Source organism: Plantibacter sp. MDV22-iso1 (genome assembly GCF_058408345.1).
On record NZ_JBZVDY010000001.1, the window covers coordinates 2,015,098 to 2,037,178 of the forward strand.

Annotated in this window: 25 protein-coding genes and 1 tRNA gene; 11 read left to right on the plus strand and 15 right to left on the minus strand. The window is 67.8% G+C overall.

The window, feature by feature from the left end:
* Positions 1 to 57: 57 nt before the first annotated feature.
* Entirely contained in the window at positions 58 to 1,080 is a 1,023-nt protein-coding gene (locus tag AC4PMY_RS09695; protein WP_064294003.1) for a LacI family DNA-binding transcriptional regulator, read from the plus strand.
* A 78-nt stretch (positions 1,081 to 1,158) separates the two neighbouring features.
* Here AC4PMY_RS09695 and AC4PMY_RS09700 read toward each other — a convergent pair whose 3' ends face one another.
* The 4 genes from AC4PMY_RS09700 to AC4PMY_RS09715 all read right to left on the minus strand — a co-directional run bounded on the left by AC4PMY_RS09700 (position 1,159) and on the right by AC4PMY_RS09715 (position 4,083).
* Positions 1,159 to 1,440, minus strand: a complete 282-nt coding sequence (locus AC4PMY_RS09700; RefSeq protein ID WP_139205469.1) for a hypothetical protein — start codon at positions 1,438 to 1,440, stop codon at positions 1,159 to 1,161.
* A gap of 86 nt (positions 1,441 to 1,526) precedes the next feature.
* Positions 1,527 to 2,432, minus strand: a complete 906-nt coding sequence (gene rarD, locus AC4PMY_RS09705; RefSeq protein ID WP_491622582.1) for an EamA family transporter RarD — start codon at positions 2,430 to 2,432, stop codon at positions 1,527 to 1,529.
* Positions 2,433 to 2,462: 30 nt separating this feature from the next.
* The gene (locus AC4PMY_RS09710; RefSeq protein WP_491622583.1) at positions 2,463 to 2,975 is read right to left on the minus strand and encodes a hypothetical protein; all 513 of its coding nucleotides are present in this window, start codon (positions 2,973 to 2,975) and stop codon (positions 2,463 to 2,465) included.
* A 40-nt stretch (positions 2,976 to 3,015) separates the two neighbouring features.
* Positions 3,016 to 4,083 carry a hypothetical protein gene (locus AC4PMY_RS09715; protein ID WP_491622691.1) on the minus strand — a complete coding sequence of 356 codons (1,068 nt, stop codon included), beginning with the start codon at positions 4,081 to 4,083 and terminating at the stop codon, positions 3,016 to 3,018.
* Between the two features lie 12 nt (positions 4,084 to 4,095).
* On the opposite strand from AC4PMY_RS09715, the gene AC4PMY_RS09720 reads away from it, so the two are divergent.
* Entirely contained in the window at positions 4,096 to 4,746 is a 651-nt protein-coding gene (locus tag AC4PMY_RS09720) for a LacI family DNA-binding transcriptional regulator (RefSeq protein ID WP_491622688.1), read from the plus strand.
* Positions 4,747 to 4,770: 24 nt separating this feature from the next.
* Here the strand turns inward: AC4PMY_RS09720 and AC4PMY_RS09725 are convergent, their stop codons facing one another.
* The 6 genes from AC4PMY_RS09725 to AC4PMY_RS09750 form a co-directional block, all read right to left on the minus strand.
* On the minus strand, positions 4,771 to 5,544 hold the full coding sequence (locus tag AC4PMY_RS09725; protein WP_071261985.1) for an ABC transporter permease: 774 nt from the start codon (positions 5,542 to 5,544) through the stop codon (positions 4,771 to 4,773).
* Positions 5,541 to 6,500 carry an ABC transporter ATP-binding protein gene (locus AC4PMY_RS09730; protein WP_491622584.1) on the minus strand — a complete coding sequence of 320 codons (960 nt, stop codon included), beginning with the start codon at positions 6,498 to 6,500 and terminating at the stop codon, positions 5,541 to 5,543. The genes AC4PMY_RS09725 and AC4PMY_RS09730 overlap by 4 nt, the downstream gene beginning before the upstream one ends.
* Positions 6,497 to 6,721: a helix-turn-helix transcriptional regulator gene (locus AC4PMY_RS09735; protein ID WP_064294015.1), complete on the minus strand. Its 225-nt coding sequence runs from the start codon at positions 6,719 to 6,721 to the stop codon at positions 6,497 to 6,499. Before AC4PMY_RS09735 ends, AC4PMY_RS09730 begins: the two co-directional genes overlap by 4 nt.
* A complete protein-coding gene (locus AC4PMY_RS09740; RefSeq protein ID WP_157583290.1) occupies positions 6,718 to 7,140 on the minus strand; it encodes a hypothetical protein in 423 nt (140 codons plus the stop codon). The genes AC4PMY_RS09735 and AC4PMY_RS09740 overlap by 4 nt, the downstream gene beginning before the upstream one ends.
* Positions 7,137 to 8,213 carry an ABC transporter permease gene (locus AC4PMY_RS09745; RefSeq protein WP_491622585.1) on the minus strand — a complete coding sequence of 359 codons (1,077 nt, stop codon included), beginning with the start codon at positions 8,211 to 8,213 and terminating at the stop codon, positions 7,137 to 7,139. Before AC4PMY_RS09745 ends, AC4PMY_RS09740 begins: the two co-directional genes overlap by 4 nt.
* 206 nt (positions 8,214 to 8,419) lie before the next feature.
* Positions 8,420 to 8,506, minus strand: a tRNA-Leu gene (locus AC4PMY_RS09750).
* Between the two features lie 238 nt (positions 8,507 to 8,744).
* Between AC4PMY_RS09750 and AC4PMY_RS09755 the strand changes: the two genes are divergently transcribed.
* From AC4PMY_RS09755 to pknB, 7 genes are all read left to right on the plus strand, one after another.
* The gene (locus tag AC4PMY_RS09755) at positions 8,745 to 9,491 is read left to right on the plus strand and encodes an FHA domain-containing protein (RefSeq protein ID WP_064294018.1); all 747 of its coding nucleotides are present in this window, start codon (positions 8,745 to 8,747) and stop codon (positions 9,489 to 9,491) included.
* Positions 9,488 to 10,024 carry an FHA domain-containing protein FhaB/FipA gene (locus AC4PMY_RS09760; RefSeq protein WP_064294019.1) on the plus strand — a complete coding sequence of 179 codons (537 nt, stop codon included), beginning with the start codon at positions 9,488 to 9,490 and terminating at the stop codon, positions 10,022 to 10,024. The genes AC4PMY_RS09755 and AC4PMY_RS09760 overlap by 4 nt, the downstream gene beginning before the upstream one ends.
* A 4-nt stretch (positions 10,025 to 10,028) precedes the next feature.
* On the plus strand, positions 10,029 to 11,273 hold the full coding sequence (locus AC4PMY_RS09765) for a Stp1/IreP family PP2C-type Ser/Thr phosphatase (RefSeq protein WP_064294020.1): 1,245 nt from the start codon (positions 10,029 to 10,031) through the stop codon (positions 11,271 to 11,273).
* Positions 11,263 to 12,660, plus strand: coding sequence for an FtsW/RodA/SpoVE family cell cycle protein (locus tag AC4PMY_RS09770; protein WP_064294021.1), 1,398 nt, complete (start codon positions 11,263 to 11,265; stop codon positions 12,658 to 12,660). Before AC4PMY_RS09765 ends, AC4PMY_RS09770 begins: the two co-directional genes overlap by 11 nt.
* Complete coding sequence (locus tag AC4PMY_RS09775) at positions 12,657 to 14,132, plus strand: peptidoglycan D,D-transpeptidase FtsI family protein (protein WP_491622586.1); 1,476 nt, start codon at positions 12,657 to 12,659, stop codon at positions 14,130 to 14,132. Before AC4PMY_RS09770 ends, AC4PMY_RS09775 begins: the two co-directional genes overlap by 4 nt.
* The gene (locus AC4PMY_RS09780; RefSeq protein ID WP_491622587.1) at positions 14,129 to 15,880 is read left to right on the plus strand and encodes a protein kinase domain-containing protein; all 1,752 of its coding nucleotides are present in this window, start codon (positions 14,129 to 14,131) and stop codon (positions 15,878 to 15,880) included. The genes AC4PMY_RS09775 and AC4PMY_RS09780 overlap by 4 nt, the downstream gene beginning before the upstream one ends.
* 102 nt (positions 15,881 to 15,982) lie before the next feature.
* Positions 15,983 to 17,674, plus strand: coding sequence for a Stk1 family PASTA domain-containing Ser/Thr kinase (gene pknB, locus AC4PMY_RS09785; RefSeq protein WP_064294024.1), 1,692 nt, complete (start codon positions 15,983 to 15,985; stop codon positions 17,672 to 17,674).
* A gap of 48 nt (positions 17,675 to 17,722) precedes the next feature.
* Here the strand turns inward: pknB and AC4PMY_RS09790 are convergent, their stop codons facing one another.
* Genes AC4PMY_RS09790 through AC4PMY_RS09800 form a run of 3 tightly spaced genes read right to left on the minus strand, consistent with a single transcriptional unit; the run spans position 17,723 to position 19,325 of the window.
* Positions 17,723 to 18,358, minus strand: a complete 636-nt coding sequence (locus AC4PMY_RS09790) for an anthranilate synthase component II (RefSeq protein WP_491622588.1) — start codon at positions 18,356 to 18,358, stop codon at positions 17,723 to 17,725.
* Positions 18,355 to 18,516, minus strand: coding sequence for a hypothetical protein (locus AC4PMY_RS09795; RefSeq protein ID WP_162852296.1), 162 nt, complete (start codon positions 18,514 to 18,516; stop codon positions 18,355 to 18,357). Before AC4PMY_RS09795 ends, AC4PMY_RS09790 begins: the two co-directional genes overlap by 4 nt.
* Positions 18,517 to 18,518: 2 nt before the next feature.
* Positions 18,519 to 19,325: a class E sortase gene (locus AC4PMY_RS09800; RefSeq protein ID WP_139382341.1), complete on the minus strand. Its 807-nt coding sequence runs from the start codon at positions 19,323 to 19,325 to the stop codon at positions 18,519 to 18,521.
* A gap of 77 nt (positions 19,326 to 19,402) precedes the next feature.
* On the opposite strand from AC4PMY_RS09800, the gene AC4PMY_RS09805 reads away from it, so the two are divergent.
* On the plus strand, positions 19,403 to 19,648 hold the full coding sequence (locus AC4PMY_RS09805; protein ID WP_064294026.1) for a cell division protein CrgA: 246 nt from the start codon (positions 19,403 to 19,405) through the stop codon (positions 19,646 to 19,648).
* Between the two features lie 380 nt (positions 19,649 to 20,028).
* Here AC4PMY_RS09805 and AC4PMY_RS09810 read toward each other — a convergent pair whose 3' ends face one another.
* Together AC4PMY_RS09810 and AC4PMY_RS09815 are read right to left on the minus strand one after the other, a co-directional pair.
* The gene (locus AC4PMY_RS09810; protein ID WP_254773628.1) at positions 20,029 to 20,721 is read right to left on the minus strand and encodes a rhomboid family intramembrane serine protease; all 693 of its coding nucleotides are present in this window, start codon (positions 20,719 to 20,721) and stop codon (positions 20,029 to 20,031) included.
* A 165-nt stretch (positions 20,722 to 20,886) separates the two neighbouring features.
* Entirely contained in the window at positions 20,887 to 21,444 is a 558-nt protein-coding gene (locus AC4PMY_RS09815) for a peptidylprolyl isomerase (protein ID WP_064294028.1), read from the minus strand.
* A gap of 104 nt (positions 21,445 to 21,548) precedes the next feature.
* On the opposite strand from AC4PMY_RS09815, the gene AC4PMY_RS09820 reads away from it, so the two are divergent.
* On the plus strand, positions 21,549 to 22,073 hold the full coding sequence (locus AC4PMY_RS09820) for a hypothetical protein (RefSeq protein ID WP_064294029.1): 525 nt from the start codon (positions 21,549 to 21,551) through the stop codon (positions 22,071 to 22,073).
* Positions 22,074 to 22,081 lie beyond the last annotated feature (8 nt).

Below are 22,081 nucleotides of genomic sequence, written 5' to 3' on the forward strand. Positions count from 1 at the left end.
GAATCTGTCAACACGGAGCCCGCCGAAGGCCGCCCGGACCGGCGCTAGGGTGGAGCCGTGACCCCTCCGCCGACCCGACGCAAACGAGCGACGGTGCACGATGTCGCCGTCGAGGCCGGCGTCTCCCGGGGCACGGTCAGCCGCGTCGTCAACGGCGAGCGCTACGTGTCGGCCGAAGCGCGCGAGGCCATCGAGGCCGCCATCGAGAAGGTCGGCTACGTGCCGAACACGGCCGCCCGGAACCTCGTCATGCAGCGCACCCAGGCCGTCGGATTCGTCGTCCACGAGCCGCACAGCCTGTTCGTCGACGACCCCAACATCGGCAACATCCTGCTCGGGGCGAACGAGGCCCTGTCACAGGCCGACCACCAGCTCGTCTGCCTGGTCGTCGACTCCGAGCGCGACACCGACCGCATCACCCGCTACCTCTCGGGCGGCTTCGTCGACGGGGTGATCATGGTCTCCGCCCGCCAGAACGACCCGATCACGCGCGTCATCGAGCGCCTCGGTCTCCCCGCGACCTTCGTCGGCCACCCGCCCGACCTCCGTGAGCTCCCGTTCGTCGGGATCGACAACCGGGCGGCGTCGGTCGACATCACCGGTGAGCTGATCGGCGCCGGTCGACGGCACATCGGCATGATCGCCGCAGCCCTCGACCGGGACTCCGGCTCCGACCGACTGGCCGGATTCCGCGATGCGCTCGGCGACCGTTTCGACGAACGACTCGTCGTGGAGGTGCCGCTCTACTCGCACCAGGACGGCTTCGCCGGGATGGCGGAGCTGCTCCGCCGTGAGCCGGCCGTCGACGGCGTGTTCGCGGCTTCGGACGCCGTCGCGGCCGGAGCGCTCGAAGCCCTCCGTGCGGCAGGGCGGAGTGTGCCGGAGGACGTGTCGGTCGTCGGCTTCGACGATTCGGCGTGGGCGCTCCGCTGCCACCCGCCCCTCACGACCGTCCACCAGCCGGCGGCGGCCGTCGGTCAGCGCGCGGCGGAGGTGCTCCTCGCGCAGCTCAGGGGTGAGACGATCTCGCCCACCGGCTCGTTCGTCCCCACGTCGATCGTGCGTCGCGGGAGCGTCTGAACCCGTTCGTTCGCCCATACTTGGGCGAACCGGCATTCCGTCGCCCGAACATGGGCGAATGAACGCCGACGGAGCGACTCAGAGCTGCGGCGACGGCCGTCGGATCGCGGCGCGCTTGGCCTCGTCGAAGGTGTCCACATGCAGCCATTCGGGCGGGCTGGGCGCGACGATGAGGACGTCGTAGCCGGTGCCCTGTGCCTCGACGTACGCGAGACAACATTCGGGTGAGGAGGGATCGGCGTCGTTCGAGATCCGCCATTGCCGGGCACCGATCGGGACGACGTGGTGCCGTTCGGACGAGTCTCGCGCTGGAGGAAACGGCGACTCGAGCGACACTGCTGGAGCATGCTTCGTAACCATGCCATCAGGCTAGGCGCGCTCGCGGAACGCGTCTCGAGGCTTGACTTCACAGGTTCGCGGCGACGCGCCGGGCTGCAGGTGGACGATCAGCGCGACGGGCGTCGCACGGTCTCGAGCCCCAGGAGCATGAGGGCCACCACGATCGGGCCGTAGACGAACCCGTCGGCGACCGTCAGCGATTCGCCGAGGAGCAGAACCGCCACGAGGACGAGCAGCACCGGTTCCAGGTAGCTGAGCAGCCCGAAGACGCCGAACGACAGCAGGCGACTCGCGACGAGGTACAGCACGAGGGCGACACCACCGATCACCCCGAGGAGCACGATCCCCCAGCCCAGCTGCGGGTGCGCGGCGAGGACGGCGAGTGAGGACGGTTGCAGTGCCAGCACGATCGCGACGGGGACGAGGACCGCCAGCTCGAAGCAGAACGCACCGATGGAGTCGAGCCCGGCTCGGCGCCGGATCGCGAAGTACACCGGGTAGCCGACCGCGACCGCGATGGTCGCCCAGGACAGCCCACCGGCCACGACGATCGCGGCGGTGACGCCGAGGGCGGCTGCGGCCACAGCCGCGATCCGGAGCGGCGCGAGTCGCTCCCGATGCAGGACGACGCCGACCACGACCATCGCCAGCGGCATCAGGAGGTAGCCGAGTGCGAGTTCGAGCCCGTGCCCGGTCTGCGGAGCCCAACCGAAGAGCCACAGCTGCAGGGACAACAGGAGCCCGTCGAGCACGACCACGAGGACGAGGATCGGACGACGCGCGAGACGGACCGCGATGTCCCGGACCTCCCGCCACCACCCGAACACCGCGATGAGCGTCGCCAGCACCGGCACCGTCGCGATCACGCGCCAGGCGAAGATCTCGTTCGCCCCGAACGGCTCCAGCAGGGGTGGCAGGAAGAACAGCGCCGCGAACAGGAATGAGGCGACGACGGAGACGAGGACTCCGCGGGGCGTCGTCTCGCGCTGCTCAGGGGGAAGGGCGGCCGTCACGGGTCCTCACCCTATCGTCGCGCGGGCAGCTCAGCTCGCGGCCGACTGGGCGGCCAGGACGAGGGACTCGGCTTCGCGACGTTCGTCCTCCGTCAGCTCCGAGTAGCCCGATTCCATGAACTGATCGGTCTTCGGCTTCAGCATGGAGTATCGGAACTCGATCGACGGGTGTCCGGTCGTCAGGTCCTCCGCGAACGCGGCGTAGCCGTTGCGGCAGTGGCCCCTGATGCTCGGACCATCCCTCAGAGCGATGCGGAAGCTCTGAGGTCTCCAGTTCGGTCCGATCGAGCTGACGTCGTCGATACGGACGACGCGAGAGCGGAAGGCCGTGTACACCACCAGGTGCTCATCGAGCACGACGATCCGGTGTGTCGTCACGACGAGTGTGGTCCATGCCGCAGCTGCAAGCACGACGAAGGCCACGGCCAGGACCGGTCCGGCGGACGCGAGTTTGTCCTTCGGAGTCACCAGGAAGAGGAAGAGCGGCGCCACACAGAGCATGAACACCTGCGCCTTCAGGCCGAACGCTGGAACGTACTTCACGCGTCCCCACCCCTCATCTGGTGCATGACATCGCCCACGCTCACCAGGTGTACGGGTCGAAGGTCCACGTGCCGTCGGTCGACAACACGACGGCGCCGTCCACCCACACCTCGCAGTCCTCCGCGGTCACGATGCCGTATTCGCCCGAGGCCGAGGCGAACGCGGCGAGGAAGTCGGCACTGCCCCGACGGGTGGTGGTCACGAGGAACCCCGCCGTCGCTGAGTACTCCGAGAACTCGAACTCGGGACCACGGGTCAACACCCAGGTGACGCCCGACATCTCGTCGCCCTCCGAATTGTCGATCGCGATGGAGCAGCCCGCGGGTTCAGAGGACGTCGATGCGATGCAGGCGTCCACGTACGCGTGGACCGCAGCGGTCGCCCCCTCCCGCCCGAGCGCCGTCAGTGTCGGGTACAGATACGCCGTCGGCCTGCCGTCCCATTCGGCCTCCACGCTGGGCACCTCGAAGTCGAAGAAGCCGGTGGTCGAGTCGGCCGCGATGTCGTACTTCCCCGGTCCGACGACGTAGACCGTCGTCTCGTCCACCGTGCCCACGTGCTCGCCTCCGACGGAGATGTCCAGCGCACCGAACCTGACCGTGGGCACCGTGATGGTCGGCAGGCTCGCCGGTTCGATGCGCCACGCGCTGAACCACAGGAAGCCGGACGGCTGTGCGCGCAGCGTGAACGCCGTGGTCTGCCCTTCACCGCCGCGCTCGAACGCCACGTCGACCGTGGCGACCCCGTTCTCGGTCCGGGTCGCACCGACGCGATAGGCCGTCGGGCGGTCGGTCGCGAGTGCATACCGCTCATCGGTCAGGAGGTCGACGCTGTAGCCGAGTTCAGCGGCGGCGGCAGCGGTCCCGTCCATCGCGACGGCCCGTTCGAGCTGCCCGTCCTCCAGTGCGTCGAGATACGGCTGCAGCATCACCGACGGTGCCGTGGCCGCCGTCAGCGACACCGACGCGCCGACCACCCAGGCCGCGGCTACGACGACCGTGGCGGCGATGACACCTCCGAGGGCGACCGGACGCAGTCGGTCCGACGGCGGAGCGATGGGGGCGACGCTGCCGCCTCGGGTACCGATGAGGACCTGCATCGGGAGCACGAGCAGCTCGAACTGGCGCGCAAGCTCAACGGGATGCTCCTCTGCTCACCACGCCTCCCCGACGACGAGATCCGCGCGCTCGTGGGCGACACCCCGGTCGTGGTGGTCAACCGCATCATCGACGGACTGCCCTACGTCGTGATGGACACCGAGAGCGGGCCACGGCAGGCTGTCGAGCACCTCGCCGCACTGGGTCACCGACACCTCGCCTACGCGGCCGGTCCGAGGCACTCCTGGGCGGACCTCCGCCGTGGCGACGCGGTCGCGGCGGCCTGTGCACAGCTCGACATCGAGTTCACCCGCCTCGGCCACCAGGCGGCCTCGATCCAGGGCGGTCTCGCCGCAGCGGCCACGATCGTGGCGAGCGGTGCGACGGCGGTCATCGCCTACAACGACCTGGTCGCCCTCGGTATCGACGCCGGCATCACCTCGATGGGCAAGCGCTGCCCCGAGGACCTCAGCATCATCGGCACCGACGACATCGAGATGGCGTCCATCCGCCAGCCCGGTCTCACCACCGTGCGGCTCTCGATCAACCGGTGCGGGTCGCTGGCGGTCGAGGTGCTCCTCCAGGCCATGGCCGGAGGGTCGCCCCGTTCGGTCGCGAGTCTCGACTCGCAGCTCATCGTGCGCGATTCGACGGCACCCCCGCGTCGGGACTGACGCGGCTGACCGCAGCTCCCCCGATCAGCCGGCGTTCCATCGGTGGAGACGAGCGGCCGCGAGACCCGACACGACCGCGCACGCCGCCATCAGACTCCAGACCACCGCGAGCGGCACGGGCTGAGGGCCCTGGGAGATGATCGCCTCGAGTGCGCCGACGATCCAGGTCGTGGGCAGGAGCCGGAAGAGACCGGCGACCCACTCCGGAAGGGCCGCGAGCGGGAAGAGCGCCCCGGACGTGGCGAGAGCGAGCATCGGCAGCAGGTACGCGAGTTGCATGGCGATGTCCGGGTTCGACAACCGCGCCGCGAGGAGGTAGCCGAAGCCGAGCAGCATCGCGCCACCGAGCAGGATCGTGCCGGCGATCGCGACGAGGTCGGACAGAGGACGGGTCGGCACCGTCCAGGCGGCCAGGGCGATGATCACCGCGGCCTCCACGACGACCAACCCCACGCGGATCGGCAGATGTCCGAACAGGTAGGCGTCGCGACGGGCCGGCGAGGTCGACAGCGCCCGCAGCAGGCCGGTGCTGCGATGCCGGACCAGCGGCACCGTGGTGAGCATGAACGCGATCGCCATCGATCCCGTGCTCGAAACGAGCGGGAGGCCACGCTCCAGCACACCGGCAGGAGCGCCGGACGCCGTCGCCACGACGGCGTCCACACCCCAGAGCAGTGCGATCAAGGCCAGGAAACTCGCCACGAGCGCGATGACCGAGCGCGGGTCCCGGACGAGGTCACGCGCGTGGGCCGCGGCGAAGCTCCGCACCTGCGCCGGGAACGCATGCGTCGTGCTCATGGGCTGTGGGCCGGGTCGCCCGTGGTTGCTGACGTCGGCCGGTTCGCGAGATCGATGAAGAGGTCCTCGAGTGATCCGTGCGCCACTCGGAACCCGCGCGGTCTGAGACCGGCGGAGAAGGTGAGTCGACGCAGCACGGCGTCAGGGTCGTCGGTCACGATCCCGACCAGGCTGACGTCGCCCTTCGCCGTCACGGTGATCTCGCCGGGGAGGTCGTGGGAACGCAGCTCGTCCGCGGTGGTCGGGCCGGGGATCTCGAAGGTCACCGTGGCCGTGGCAGCGTGTTCCCTGACCAGGGTCTCAGGCTCCCCCGAAGCGGCGATCGAGCCGTTCACGAGGACGGCGATCCGGTCGCAGACCTGGGTGGCCTCGTCCATGTGGTGCGTCGAGAGCAGGATCGTGGTCCCGCGTTCCTGCTGGCGCCGGATGATGCCCCAGAGGTTCCGTCGGGCCTGCGGGTCGAGTCCGGCCGACGGCTCGTCGAGGACGACGATCTCGGCATCGCCGATCAACGCGATGGCGATCAGCAGGCGCCGCTCCTGGCCGCCCGAGAGGTGCTTCACGCGCACGCGCCGCGCCGCGCGCAGATCGAGCTCGTCCAAGACCTCCTCGGGGCGCCGCGCGTCGCGGTAGAACGACGCGAAGAGGTCGAGCGTCTCCGCGACCGTGAGCGTCGGGAACAGGGTGGCGGCCTGCGGCTGCACTGCCATCCGCTCGGTCACGTACCGGCGGTCGATCGCCGGGTCTCGTCCGAGCACCCGCACGGTTCCGTCGGTGGGACGGCGGAGACCGACGATGGTCTCGAGTGTGGTGGTCTTCCCGGCACCGTTCGGTCCCAGCAGTCCGAACACCTCGCCCGCGCGGACCCGGAGAGAGACGTCACGCAGGACGCTGCGGTCGCCGTAGCGCTTGCTGAGCCGGTCGACGGTGACGACCACTCGGTCCGGCTCGTTCATCGTCGTCCTCCAGACGGCGGGGCATCGTGTTCACCCGGAAAGAAGATCTCCTCGATCGGGCGGGAGAGCAGTGCGGAGACGCGGAACGCCAACGGCAGGGACGGGTCGTAGCGCCCGGTCTCGAGTGCGTTCACCGTCTGCCTGGAGACGCCGAGTGCTTCGGCGAACTGGACCTGGGTCCACCCGCGTTCGGTGCGCAGGACGCGGACGTCGTTCTTCATCGGGTGGCCCGGAAGGAGACGACACCGATGGACACGCCCCAGACCGCCATCCCGCCGATGAACACCCACCATTCCGGCTGGGGGACGACGACACCGGCGGTCGACAGGAACACGACCGCGAGACTGATCAGCATCGCCGCACCGAACCCGATGGCGAGACTCAGCACGATCACTCCGCGCTGCAGTTCGTCGACACGACGCACGTGCCGGATGAGTGCGATCGCGATCCACACCACCGGCACGAGCGGGACGAGCGCCACCACGACGGCTGCGGGCGATCCCGGCTCGGTGGGGAACAGTTCCGGTAGGAAGAGGAACGTCACGAGGAACCCGACGGTACCGGCCGCGATCTCCCACATGTATCTTCGGGACGCACGACGCTCCTGTGGCGTCGATCCCCGTGTCGTGTGCTCGTTCATGCAGCCACCTCTCGTTGTGTATCGGACGTCGTGGTCGTCCGCCCGTCGCGCTCGGACTGATCCCACTCGAACCACCGCACGGCGAGCACGCCTGCTGCGACGGTGACGAGCGACATGAGCCCCCAGAGCGCGGGGACGGGGAGGAACGGTTCGGCCCCGGTCAGTGAGGCACTCGCGGCGGCGGCGAACCAGGTGGTCGGCAGGCAGTCCATGGCGACCTGCACGGCGGCAGGGAGGATGGACTGCGGCAGGAGCCCACCCGACGCGAACACGAGCCCGATCGTCACCATCACCATCGTCTGTTGTGTCGCCTCGGCGTTCCGCGATCGGGCGGCGAACACCAACGCCAGAGCGAACAGCATCGCCGCCCCGAGGAGGAACGAGACCCCCAGGGCGAGGAGGTCCACACCGTCGACGTACCTGCGCCAGACCGCGATCCCGGTCGTCAGCACCAGGATCCCCACCGCCACCAGCGCACGCAAGGGGAGCTGCGCGAGGAGGAACGTCGACCGTCGGAGCGGCGTCACACCGAGCAGCCGGAGCAGCCCGCGCTCCCGCATCGCCACGAGCGGGACGGTCGTCCCGACGAACGCCAGGCTCGCGACCCCGACCAGGACCACGATCCCGAGGTTCTCCTGGAGGGGGTCGATCTTCACGTCGCCCTCGTCATCCGTCACCGTCACGTCGTGCGCAGGGACGCCTGCGTCGCGCAGGCCTCGCCAGATCGGGTCCCACGCGGCCTGGTCGGCAGCGGCGAGCACGACCAGGGCGCTCCCCTCGTGCACGGTCACCCGCGTGTTCCGATCGGGGGCGTCGTCGGTGACCAGTCGTACACCGGCGCGCTCCAGAGCCGACGGGACTGCCGGGTCGTCCGTGTCCAGCACGACGACCGGAGCGGGGCCCAGGACGACGAACGCGAGCCACATGGAGACGTAGATCACGAGGATGATGCCGGTCATGAACCACATCGAGATCCCGGTGAGCGGGTTCCTGAGCACGTCGCGAGCGCTCATCGACGCCAGCCGCCGGAACGCGGCGCCACCGCGCCCCGCGCACTCGGTGAGCGCCGCCATCAGCCGCACACCTCGGACCCGCGATCCGCGGTGACAAGGAAACCCGACATACGTCAAGCATGCTTGTCACACGATGACGTGTCAAGTGACCTTGTCAACGCGCGGCGGACGCCCCTGGCTCCACGAACACCGAGACCCGACTCGACGATCGACGCCGACAACGACGAAGGCCCCCGATTCCTCGGGGGCCTTCGTGTCACATCCACTGGTGCGCGAGGCGGGACTTGAACCCGCACGCCCTTTCGAGCACTGGCACCTGAAGCCAGCGCGTCTGCCAATTCCGCCACTCGCGCGAGACACCAGACGTCACCGCTCTCGCGGCAACTTATCGAGGATAGCACGCGGAGCCCGGGTGGCAGAACACCGGAGATCCGCGCCAGAGCAGGACGAAACGGCCCCGACGGTCCGGCGCCGATGCTGATCTCCTGCTGCCGAGCGGGTTAACACCTGGCGTCGGCGCCCGCGTCGATTGGCCTCGTGTGCAGGCAAACCGTCTAACATTGCCTGGACACCGACACGAATCGAGAGACCGTGGGCATTCTGGACAACTTCGAGAAGGGACTCGAGCGCGCCGTCAACGGCGCCTTCGCGAAGACCTTCAAGTCCGGACTCCAGCCGGTCGAGATCACGAGCGCGCTCCGACGCGAGCTCGACACCAAGGCTGCCGTCGTCTCCCGCGACCGCATCCTCGTGCCGAACAAGTTCACCGTCCGCATGTCGCCCACCGACTTCGAGCGCATGGACGCCATCGGCCCCTCCCTCATCGACGAGCTCGGTTCGCTCGTCCAGAAGCACGCCAAGAGCCAGGGGTACTCCTTTCCGGGTGCCGTGACCATCAAGCTCTCCGGCGACCGCTCCCTCCCCGACGGCCTCGTCCAGATCGACAGCGTCAACCTCAAGGGCTCCGTGACCTGGGCACCCGTGCTCGACATCGGCGGCAAGCGCTATCCGATCACGCAGGCCCGCACGGTCATCGGCCGTGGTGCCGAGGCCGACATCACGATCCCCGACACCGGCACTTCACGGAAGCACGTCGAGATCCTCTGGGACGGCAACGCCGGTCAGGCGCGCGACCTCGGCTCGACGAACGGTTCGAAGCTCAACGGCCAGCCCTTCCGCCAGGCGGCCCTCTCCCCCGACTCCGTCATCGAGATCGGCCGCACCAGGATCGTGTTCCGGGTGGTCGCCAAGGCCGGCGGATCCGATCGCCAGATGAGCGATGCGACCCGACGTCACGATGTGTCGTCCTTCGGCGACTCCTGGGGGGACGGCGCGTGAGCGAACTGACCCTGCTGGTCCTCCGCATCGGCTTCCTGCTCCTGCTCTGGACGTTCGTCTTCGGCATCGTCTACGCCCTCCGCACCGACCTCTTCGGACCACGTGTCCGGAAGCCGCAGCAGCAGTCGTCGAACGGAGCTCCGGCCACCCCGCCGCAGCCGATGCGCGCCGCGACCGCCCCGGCACCCAGTCGGCCCGCTGCCGGAGGATCGAGCGGCACGCCTCCGCGCGCCACGGTCGACAACACCTCGCGCCTCGTCATCGTGTCCGGCCCCAAGCAGGGCACCGAGCTCCCGCTCGGCCGCGAGCCGATCACCATCGGCCGTTCAGCGGACTCCGGCCTCATCATCCGCGACGACTACACGTCCACGCATCACGCGCGCCTCATGCTCTGGAACGACGAGTGGATGGTCCAGGACCTCGACTCCACCAACGGCACCTTCCTCGCGGGCAAGCGCGTGAGCGTCCCGACGCAGATCCCACTCGACACCCCCGTCAAGGTCGGCCAGACCAGTTTCGAGTTGCGGCGGTAACCCGGTGACGACCAGCGGCGCCGGCGCAGCGCTCTCCCACGTGGGTAAAGTGCGCTCAAACAACCAGGATTCCGGCTACTCCGGGCACCACCTGTTCGTCGTCGCCGACGGCATGGGCGGCCACGCCGGCGGTGACGTCGCCTCGGCGATGGCACTCAACCGGATCATCGAAGCCGACGAGCCGTACCCGTCGTCCGAAGCCGCGGAGGCGACGCTCCAGTCCGCGATCCTCGCGGCGAACTCCATCCTGGGCGACACGGTCTCGAAGCACCGCGAGCTGACGGGCATGGGCACCACGGTCTCCGCGCTCGCGGTCATCGGCAACGAGGTCGCCATCGCCCACATCGGCGACTCCCGGATCTACCTCTTCCGTGAGGGCGAGCTCAGCCAGATCACGGTCGACCACACGTTCGTCCAGCGCCTCGTGGACTCCGGCCGGATCACGGCCGAGGAAGCGATGGTGCATCCCCGCCGATCGGTGCTGATGCGCGTCCTCGGCGACGTCGACGCCTCCCCCGAGATCGACACGATGACGCTCGGGACGCAACCGGGTGACCGCTGGATCCTCTGCTCGGACGGTCTCTCGGGCGTGGTCGACGAGACGCACATCACCGCGACCCTCACCGAGAAGCTGTCCGCGCAGCGCACTGCAGAGAAGCTCGTCCGGCAGAGCCTGGACCGCGGTGCACCGGACAACGTCACCGTCGTGGTCGTCGACATCGTCGACGAGCCGGTGGGTGACGGCGAGCCCGTCGTCGTCGGTTCGGCCTCGAAGCCCGTTGCCTTCGCGCTCACCCCGTCGGTGAAGAAGCCATCGCTCATCCCCAACAGCTGGCTGCACCCCGGTCGGGTCACCTCGCTCGGCAACTCGCACTTCGAGCCCGCCTCCGAGGACTACCTCGACGAGCTCATCGAAGAGGACGAGCGTCGTGCGAGACGGCGGCGCATCACCTGGCTCGTCGGCCTCATCGTGGTCATCGTCGCGATCGTCGGCGGGGTCGTGCTCGGGTACGCCTGGACCCAGACCCGCTACTTCGTCGGCGGCGACGACGACACCGTCGTCATCTACCAGGGCATCCAGCAGGACATCGGCCCCATCCAGCTGTCGAGCGTCAAGGAGGACACCGGCATCCCGCTCGGCTCGCTCTCCGATTTCGATCGCCAGGCCGTGGACCAGACCATCAGCGCCTCCTCCTTCACCGAGGCCCTCGACATCGTGAAACGTCTGCGGGTGACCGATGACCAGTGACGTCGCTGCCCCCATCCAAGCCGACACCGGCGTCATCAAGACGATGCGCCGACTCCGGCTGCCGAAGAAGCTCCGCAACCTCGAGCTCGCGCTCCTCATCTTCGCGTTCGCCATCAACGCGGTCGCGGTCATGCTCGTGCAGCTGGGCGCGCTCGGACACCTCGATTTCGCTCTGATCACCTTCGGCTCGGGCCTGTCGCTCCTGGTCCTCGCCTTCCACATCGTGCTGCGCTACACCGCGGCGGAGGCCGACCCCTTCCTGCTGCCGATCGCCACCGTGCTCGGCGGCGTCGGCATCGCCGAGATCTACCGGATCGACATCGCCCTCGGCGACTCCGGTTGGGCGAGCGCCGCGGTCCGACAGATGGTGTGGAGTGCGATCGCGATCGCCGGAGCCATCGCCGTGGTCCTGATCATCCGCAACCACCGCGTCCTCTTCAAGTACACGTACATCGCCGGCCTCTTCGCCTTCGTCCTGCTCCTGCTGCCCCTGCTGCCGGGCATCGGTCGCGAGGTCAACGGCGCCCGCGTCTGGATCGGCATCGGCGACGCGGTCACCTTCCAGCCCGGTGAGATCGCGAAGATCGCTCTCGCGGTCTTCTTCGCCGGCTATCTCGTGCGCACGCGCGACAGCCTCTCGATGGTCGGCAAGAAGTTCCTCGGGATCCAGTTCCCCCGCCTGCGCGACCTCGGCCCGATCCTCGTGGTGTGGGCGATGGCGATGGGCGTGATCGTCTTCCAGCGCGACCTCGGAACCGGTCTGCTCTACTTCGGCATGTTCCTCGTGATGCTGTACGTCGCGACGAGCCGTGCCAGCTGGATCATCATCGGCCTGACGATGTTCTTCGCCGGTGCGTTCATCGCCGGTCAGACCCTCTCCTACGTCGCCGGCCGTTTCCACAACTGGTGGGACGCCTTCAACCCGGAGGTCTTCGACCGCGACGGCGGCAGCTACCAGCTCGTGCAGGGCATCTTCGGCCTCGCCCACGGCGGACTGCTCGGCACCGGGCTCGGCCAGGGCATGCCCGAGATCACCCCCGTCCCGCAGAGCGACTACATCATCGCCAGCCTCGGTGAGGAGCTCGGTCTCGCCGGTCTCTTCGCGATCTTCGCGCTCTACCTGCTGCTCGTCTCGCGGGGCTTCCGGGTCGGCTACGCCGGTACCGACGACTTCGGCAAGCTCCTCTCGGTCGGCCTGGCGTTCACCGTCGCGCTGCAGGTCTTCGTCGTCGTCGGCGGCGTGACCCGCATCATCCCGCTCACGGGGCTCACCACGCCCTTCTTGGCGGCCGGCGGGTCCTCGCTCGTCGCGAACTGGATCATCATCGCCGTCCTGCTCCGCATCTCCGACACGGTCCGAACCCAACCCAAGGCGGTGGTCTCATGAACCGCGAACTCAAGCGGGTGAGCATCGTCGTCCTGGCGATGTTCCTGGCGCTCTTCGGGTCGACCACGATCATCCAGATGTTCCAGGCCGACACCCTCAACGCGGACGGTCGCAACACCCGGACGCTCTACGACAGCTACCGGACGGAGCGGGGTCCCATCCTGCTCACGGACGGGACCGCCATCGCCTCGTCCGTCGCGAGTGACGACGAGTACAAGTACCAGCGCGTCTACGCGAACGGCCCGCTGTACGCGCCCGTCACCGGTTACTTCTCGCCCACCCAGGGCTCGTCCGGTCTCGAACTCGCGACGAACGACCTCCTCAGCGGTACCTCGAACTCGCAGTTCCTCGACTCCATCAACCGGCTCATCTCCGGACAGGCGCCGAAGGGCGCGGCGGTGGAGGTCACCCTCGACCCCGTCGTTCAGCAGGCCGCCTTCGACGCGCTCGGCGACCAGGAGGGCGCGATCGTCGCCATCGAGCCGAAGACGGGCAAGATCCTCGCCTCGGTGTCGAGCCCCGGCTACGATCCGAACGTCCTGGCCAGCCACGACAACGCGGCGGTGCTCGACGCCTACCGGGCCCTCGACGACGACGACCGCCAGCCGCTCCTCAACAAGGGCGTCGACGGCGACCTCGATCCGCCCGGTTCCACGTTCAAGCTCGTCACGGCGGCCGCGGCGTTCGCGTCGGGCGACTACACGCCGGAGTCGGAGTTCCCGAACCCGTCCACCTACACGCTCCCCGGGACGAGCACCGTCATCCGCAACTCCGAAGGTGGAAGCTGCGGCGGCGGGGCGACGGTGTCCATCGCGACGGCCGTCGAGCTCAGCTGCAACATCCCGCTCGCGGAACTCGGCGTCGAGCTCGGCTACGAGAAGATCCGTGACATGGCGCAGAGCTTCGGCTTCAACATGGACGTCAACATCACCGGGACGGGACTCAACCCCATGCCGATGCAGCCGAGCACCTTCCCGAACGCGCTGAGCGAAGACCAGACCGCGATGGCCGCCTTCGGGCAGTACACCGTGCGGGCATCAGCACTCCAGATGGCCATGGTCTCGGCCGGCATCGCGAACGGTGGCATCGTCTGCAACCCGCAGCTGGTGAACCGCGTCGTGAACCCCGATCTGAGCGTCCTCAAGGAGTTCGAACCGGCGCAGCTGTCGCAGCCGATCTCGAGTTCGGTGGCCAAGGAGATCACGGACATCATGGTCCAGGGCGTCCAGAGCGGTGCTGCGACTAATGCAACAATAGATGGGGTCGATGTGGCTGGAAAGACAGGCACTGCGCAGAACGGTTCCGACGATCCGTACACGCTGTGGTTCACCGGTTTCGCGCCTGCGGACGACCCGAAGGTCGCCGTGGCGGTCGTAGTTGAAGATGGCGGTGGACTCGGACAGGACGGTTACGGCAACCTCGTGGCCGCGCCGATCGCGAAGAAAGTACTAGAGGCGGTGCTGAACAAATGAGACCGACAGCCGGGCTGACCTTCGGAGGTCGCTACGAACTGCAATCTCGCATTGCGATCGGTGGCATGGGCGAGGTGTGGCAGGCCACTGACCTGGTCATCGGCCGGACCATCGCCATCAAGATCCTCAAGGACGAGTACATGGGGGACCCCGGGTTCCTCGAGCGGTTCCGTGCCGAAGCGCGGCACGCCGCACTCGTGAACCACGAGGGCATCGCCAACGTCTTCGACTACGGCGAGGAGGACGGCAGCGCGTTCCTCGTCATGGAACTCGTGCCCGGTGAGGCCCTGTCCACCGTGCTCGAGCGCGAGCGTGTCCTGCCCACCGACAAGGTGCTCGACATCGTCGCGCAGACCTCGTCGGCACTCCAGGCCGCACACGCCGCGGGCCTCGTCCACCGTGACATCAAGCCGGGCAACCTGCTCATCACGCCGGACGGCCGCGTCAAGATCACCGACTTCGGCATCGCCCGCATCGCCGACCAGGTGCCGCTCACGGCCACCGGTCAGGTCATGGGCACCGTGCAGTACCTCTCGCCCGAGCAGGCGAGCGGGCACCCCGCCTCACCGTCGACGGACATCTACTCACTCGGCATCGTCGCGTACGAATGCCTCGCCGGACGCCGTCCGTTCACGGGCGAGTCGCAGGTCGCCATCGCGATGGCGCAGATCAACGAGCAGCCGCCGGAGCTCCCCGTCACGATCGCGGAGCCGGTCCGCCGGTTCGTCATGTCGATGATCGCGAAGAACCCGATCGACCGACCGGCATCGTCCGCCCACGTGGCGCGCGCCGCCCAGGCGCTCCGTCGAGGCGACCTCAACGCCGCGGCAGCAGCCGTGCCGATGATCCTCGGTGGGGCCGGCGACGCCGCGACCACCGTCATGGACCAGACCCGTCGGATGCCCGCAGCCGACGACGCGACCACGCAGTTGCTGTCCGCCGCCGAGGCGGACCAGCTCGAGGACGACGTCGAGGGCGAAAGCGAGAAGAAGCAGCGCAGCAAGTGGACCTGGCCACTCATCGGTCTCGTCGCCCTGCTCGTCATCGTGCTGGTCGGTTCACTGATCGCCGTCTTCGCCAACCAGGGGAACGACGCAGGGGGCAAGACGCCGTCGGCGACATCGACCTCGGCCTCGCCGACCCCGTCGAAGACCCCGACCCCGACGCCCACGCCGGTGCCCACGGTGTTCCCGATCAACCTGAGCGATCTCCAGGGGCGGTCCTTCGAAGAGCTCAACGCCATCTTCAGTGCGGCGCCGTACAACTTCAGCGTGTCGAAGAACGTCGGCAACGCAGCGACGTCGCCGGAGCAGGTCGACACGGTCTACGACGTCAACCCGACGGGTAACGTGAAGACGGGTTCAGCCATCACCCTCACCGTGTACGGCGAGATCGCCGTCATCGACCCACCCACGGAAGCGCCGAAGGTCGATCAGTCCAAGTTGAACGACGCCGGTCAGCTCGAGATCCCGAAGGACGCGACGTCGACGACCATCGCCGTCGACTGGGCTACCGTGCAGAACGCCTGCCCGACCGGCACGGACTTCCTCGGCTACACCGTGACGGTCGGCGGCGGTTTCTTCCAGAACAACGCATCGGGTCAGTTCGACGCCAACACGACCAGCGGCACGATCACGGTCGACGCCGCCGGTCAGCTGACCGTGTCCTACGCGGTCCGGTGCAGCACCGGCACGTCGGCGGCATCACCGGCATCGACGCCGATCGACGTGGTCAAGGCTACCGAGTAGTCACATCTCGTCGTGTGCTCTCAGGGGCATCCCTGAGAGCACACGAAGGGTGCCCGGGTAAGCTGTTAGTGTTTGTCCTCCAAGCGAATTCAGGGGTGGTACGTGGCTGACGATCAACGCCTGCTCGCAGGTCGATACGTCGTCGGCGACCTCATCGGTCGCGGGGGCATGTCCAACGTCTTCCGTGGCGTGGACACCAAGCTCGGTCGCACCGTCGCCATCAAGGTCCTCAAGTCCACACTCGCCACCGACCCCGCGTTCCGCTCCCGCTTCCGTCAGGAGGCACAGGCCGCCTCGCGGATGGCGCACCCGACGATCGTCCGCGTGTACGACGCCGGCGAGGAGCGGGTCAAGGACGGCTCCGGTCACGACCTCATCGAGCCCTTCATCGTCATGGAGTACGTCGAAGGGCGCATGCTCAAGGACCTCATCGCCGAGGGTCCCGTCGAGTCCGACGAGGCGGTGCGCATCGCGCACAGCATCCTCACCGCGCTGGAGTACTCCCACCGAGCCGGCGTCGTGCACCGCGACATCAAGCCGGGAAACGTCATGATCACCACGGCCGGCGACGTCAAAGTCACCGACTTCGGTATCGCGCGCGCCGTCTCGGATTCGTCCACGACGGTCGCCCAGACGACCGCCATCCTCGGCACCGCCGCATACTTCTCTCCCGAGCAGGCCAAGGGCGAGACGGTCGACGCACGGACCGACCTCTACTCGACCGGCGTCGTCCTCTTCGAGATGCTGACGGGCAAGGCGCCCTTCCGCGGCGACACCGCCGTCGCCGTCGCGTACCAGCACGTGAGCGAGCGCCCGGTGAAGCCGAGCTCGATCAACCCGAAGGTGTCGCCGGCGCTCGATCAGGTCGTCCTCCGAGCCCTCGCGAAGGATCGCTTCGAGCGGTATCAGAGCGCCGTCGAGTTCCGTGAGGACCTCGACGAAGCCGGAGCCGGCCATGTGCCGGTCCGACGCGATGACCACGATTCACTGTTCGGCCCATCACCGACCGCGGCCTCCAGTACCGAGCAGGCGATCCGTCAGCTCACCTCGGACGACACCGTCACGCGTACCCAGCGCCGCCCGCCTGTCGTGTGGATCTGGGCTGCTATCGCCGGAATCGCCGTCATCCTCTTCTCCCTCGTGTTCTGGGTGGTCCAGCTCCCGCCCGCCACGAGTATCTCCACGGACTCCCGAGAAGTGCCGGATCTCGTCGATGCCACGTGGGAGAGCGCGAACAGCACGATCGAGCAGCTCGAACTCGTCCCGACCAAGTTCGACGAAGCGAGCAGCGACTACGATGCCGGGCACGTCATCCGAACGGATCCGCCAGGCGGAACCACGGTCACGAAGAACACACAGATCAAGGTCTACGTGTCGACCGGTCGAGCTCAGGTCGAGGTTCCCGACGTCATCAACCAGTCCTCCGAGGCCGCGTGGGCTGCGGTCGCCGCTGCCGGCCTCACACAAGGCTCCGTGACTCGCGAGAACTCACCCACTGTGCCGGCAGGTGTCGTGTTGCGGATGGATCCCGAGGCGGGTACCTCCGTCGACCAGGGGTCCACGGTGAACCTCGTCGTCTCCAGCGGGAACGTCACGCTGACGGACGTCGTCGGGCAGCCGCTCCTCGACGCGACGAACTACCTCCAGGACGCGACGAGGCAGTTCACCGTGCAGCCGCAGGCCGACGCGACGTGCAAGGCTGTCGCCGGCGACCCGGTCACGGCCATGTCGCCCGCACCAGGCGACATCCCGCAGAAGTCCGTCATCACACTCACCTACTGCACCGGTCCGTAGGCTGCACCGGTCCGCGGGCGGCGCTGGTCCCTGAGCCTGTCGAAGGGCCTACGGGGTCACGAGCGGACTGAGCCCCCGTGCCCGCTCATGCGCGCCGCTGAGCCCGGTCGTCTCAAGCCAGTTGGCCAGGAGCTGATAGCCGCCCTCGGAGAGCACCGACTCCGGATGGAACTGCACGCCGTGGATGGGGGCGTGACGGTGGCGGAGCCCCATGATGACGCCGCCGGTCGTCCGGCTCGTCACGACGAGCTCCTCGGGCACGGTGCCGTAGACGACGGCGAGCGAGTGATACCTCGTGGCGTTGAACAGCTGCGGGATGCCACGGTAGAGGGCACTGCCGTCGTGTTCCACGATCGAACTCTGCCCGTGCATCACCTCGTCGGCGGTGTGCACGGTCGCCCCGAACGCCTCCGCGATCGCCTGGTGGCCAAGGCACACCCCGAGGAGTGGTGTACCGGTGCGGTACGCCGCGTTCACGGTGGCCAGCGAGATCCCGGCGTCAGAGGGTCGACCTGGTCCGGGTGAGACGAGTACGCCGTCGAACCCACGGATCCGCTGCTCGAGGTCGTCGAGTGTTACGCCGTCGTTCTGGACGACGACGGTCTCCGCACCCAGTTGTTCGACGTACCCGTTCAGCGTGTAGACGAAGCTGTCGTAGTTGTCGATGACCAGGACGCGGGTCATTCGTCGCCGACGGTCACATTCTGATCGACGATGAACGAGTCCACGTAGGGGAACACCCAGGTGAAGAGCGCGGCCACGACCGCCACGAAGAGGACGACGAGGATGATGATCCTCAGCCAGACGGGTCCGGGCAGGACCCTCCAGAGTGCGCCGTACATCGTCAGCCTCCAGCGGCCGCGACGGACGCGGCGATCTCGGCGGGCGGCCCGGCGGACAGCGGCTGCCAGGACTCGTACACCGCGTAAGCGATACTGCGTTCCGCCGTCGAATAGAGCGGGTTGCAGGTGGTCAGGGTGAGGATGCGCTGTGTCGGTGCGACGCCGTCCACCTGCGGGACGGGGTTGAGGACGTCCACCTGCGTGGGCAGCACGTAGGTGATGTTCCGGAACACGTAGGTGTAGTAGCCGTCCGCCGTCTGGACGTAGACCTTGTCGCCGATCTGCAGGTCGCTGATCAGGGTCATCGCGCCGCCGTAGGCCTTGCGGTGACCGGCGACGACGAAGTTGCCGACCTCTCCGGGCATCTGGGTACTCGGGTAATGACCGACGCCGAGGTCGAAGCTGTTGAGGACGGTCGCGGTGTCGACACCCTCGGCGACGACGCGGCGGTAGTCGGCGCCGTACCGCGGCACGTAGAGCACTGCGAACGGGTCGCCCGGCGCGGGGCGGGCGGTCACGGGCGGCTCACCGTAGTTCGGCGCGCCGGTTGCATCCACGGTCGGTTCGGGCGCGGGAGCGGTCTCGGCGTTCTTGATCCACTCCTGCGACTGGCTCGATGCCGCGTTCGCCTGGCTGCCTGCCATGATCATGTCGTTCCACCAGAGCTGCCACGCGAGGAACAGCAGGACCACCATGCCCGCGGTGATGAGCAGCTCGCCGGCCACCCCGAAGACGCTGATGCGGTGCTTCGACGGCGCTCTGCGCTCAGCGGCGCGTGCGCTCGCTCGCGAGGGTAGGTCGTCGGTCACGCATGGATTCTACCGAGAAGAGCTCCGGATCGGCTGATCCCAAGGCACCGATTGGGGTGAACAGGTAGAATGTCGGCATGGCACGCACGAAGTCACGAAGCAAACCGTCCCGCGAACCCGAGCAGACGAGCGGCGAGCCCGCACCGAACGCGGTCTGGTTCAAGCCGGTCATGTTCGGCTTCATGCTCCTCGGCCTCGCCTGGATCGTCGTCTACTACCTGAGCGGCACGCTGCTCCCGATTCAGTCGCTCGGCCCGTGGAACATCCTCGTCGGCTTCGGCATCGCCTTCATCGGCTTCCTCATGACCACCAGGTGGCGCTAGCCTCCCTCACTTCACGCGTGCACAGCGGGTCGTCCTCTCGGACGGCCCGCTGTTTCGTTGTACTCGGGATCCAGTGACGCGAGTTCTCCACAGGAATGTGGAGAACTTTCTAGTTATCCACATACCGGTGTGGAGAACATCAGAGACTCCCGGAAACACGGGGAACCACACCGGTGTAATTATCCCCAGTGTTCATAACTCTGTGGATAACTCGCGCAACCTTCAATGTCTGCTGCACGGTTGTGGCTCGCCGCCGGGCGCCGACTGGTCGACGCTGGTCACCCGGCGGTACCCGGTCACTGAGCCGACCCCGGTCACCGGGGCCACACCCGGTCACTGAGCCGAACCCGGTCACTGAGCCTGTCGAAGTGCGGTCCCGTTCAGAGCAGGGCGGGCAGCAGGCTGGCTCCCACGAGGACGACGCTCAAGGCGCCGATCAGAACCGCCTGGAGCGGCTGCTGGGTGCGCTTACGGGTGTTGACGAGGATGAGGCCGACGAGGGCTCCGCCGACGAGCCCGCCCAGGTGGGCCTGCCAGGCGATGTTCACGCCGGGGATGAAACCGATGACGAGGTTGATGCCCAGGAGCACCAGCAGCCCGCGGGTGTCGGCACCCATGCGTCGTTGGATGACGAGGAACGCGCCGAGCAGACCGAAGATCGCGCCCGATGCGCCGACCACGGCCGTCGTCGGGTCGGCGAGGAACAGGACACCGACCGAACCGGCGAACCCGGCGACCAGGTAGAGGGCGAGGAACCGCCAGTGACCGAGCATGGTCTCGAGGATCCGGCCGAAGATCCAGAGCGTGTACATGTTCAGCAGGATGTGGAAGATGAAGCCCTGCGAGTGCACGAACACGGCGGTCAGCATCCGCCAGGGCTGGAAGGCACCGTACGACGGATCGGAGTACACGCCGGCATAGAGCAGCGCGTTCGTGACGCCGAGCCCGGGTATCCACTGCAGCAGGAACACGAATGCCGTCACGGCGATGATCGCGTACGTGACGATGGGGGAGGAGTTGCTGATCCTCGCGCCGAGGCGGTTGCGAGGGGCGCTCTGTCGTTGCGCCTTCATGTCCTCCGGACAGATGAAACCGACTGCCCCGGGCGTCTGGCACTCTCCACAGATCGTCCGGCCGCAACGCTGGCAGAGCACGAAGCTCTGTCGGTCGGGGTGGCGATAGCAGAAGTTGGCCGACGGATCCCGGGGCAGGGTCACGGTCTGTCCTCCGAGCGGGGTCTAGGCCTCGGAGATGGTGACGCTCTCGAGGACGACGGGCTCGATCGGCTTGTCGCCGGCACCGGTCGGGACGGCCTGGATCGCATCGACGACCGCGCGGGACTCGGCGTCGGCGACCTCACCGAAGATGGTGTGCTTGCCCTGGAGCCACTGCGTGGGAACAGTGGTGATGAAGAACTGCGAGCCGTTCGTGCCCTCGACGGCGCCCGTGATGGCGTTGCGGCGCTTGCCGGCGTTCGCCATGGCGAGGATGTAAGGCTCGTCGAAGTTGAGCTCCGGGTGGATCTCGTCGTCGAAGTTGTAGCCCGGGCCGCCGGTGCCGGTTCCGAGCGGGTCGCCGCCCTGGATCATGAACGCGGGGATGATGCGGTGGAAGATGAGGTCGCTGTACAGCGCGTCGTTCCGGGTCTGGCCCGTCTTCGAGTCCGTCCACTCGCGCCCGCCGGTCGCCAGGTCGGTGAAGTTCTTGACCGTCTTGGGAGCGTGGTCCCCGAAGAGGTTGACCTTGATCTCACCGTGGTTGGTGTGCAACGTGGCGACTGCGGTGTGCTTTGACATACTCCCAATTCTTGCACAAGGGTTCGGGACTCTCGGATGGTATCCAGGGGTCTAAGTGGCAAGATGGAGGTTACGTTGTTGCCGCGATCATTGGAGATGACCACATGAGCCTGTCACGCAAGCGCCGGAAAGAGCTCAAGAAGCTCAAGGGTTCCGCTGCCGACCTCTGGGACTCCCAGCAGGATGTCCTGAACCACGCCAACGAAGTCGCTCGTGAGGTGAGCCGTCAGCTCGGGAACTTCTCGAAGGAGCAGGTGGTCCCCGTCGTGCGCGACACCTATGAGCACCGCGTCGTCCCGACGGTCGACCGGGGGATCAAGGTCTCCCGCAACGCCGTCGACGGCGTGAAGAAGGGCATCTCGGATGGCGTCGTCCCCGCAGTCGGTGGCGTCGTCGGCACGGTGCTGAGCATCGGCGACATCGCCAAGGACACCCGCGTGCAGGCAGCCCTCCGCCGCCTTCACGTCCCCGAGCAGGTGCTGCCCGCCAAGAAGGGCGCGAGCGCCGGTACCGTCATCGCGATCGGCCTCGGCGTCCTCGCCGCTGCCGGTGTCGCCTACGCCGTCTGGCAGACGTTCCGCGCAGACGACGAGCTGTGGGTCTCCGACGAGGAGCCTGCCGCTTCCTGATCCCGCAT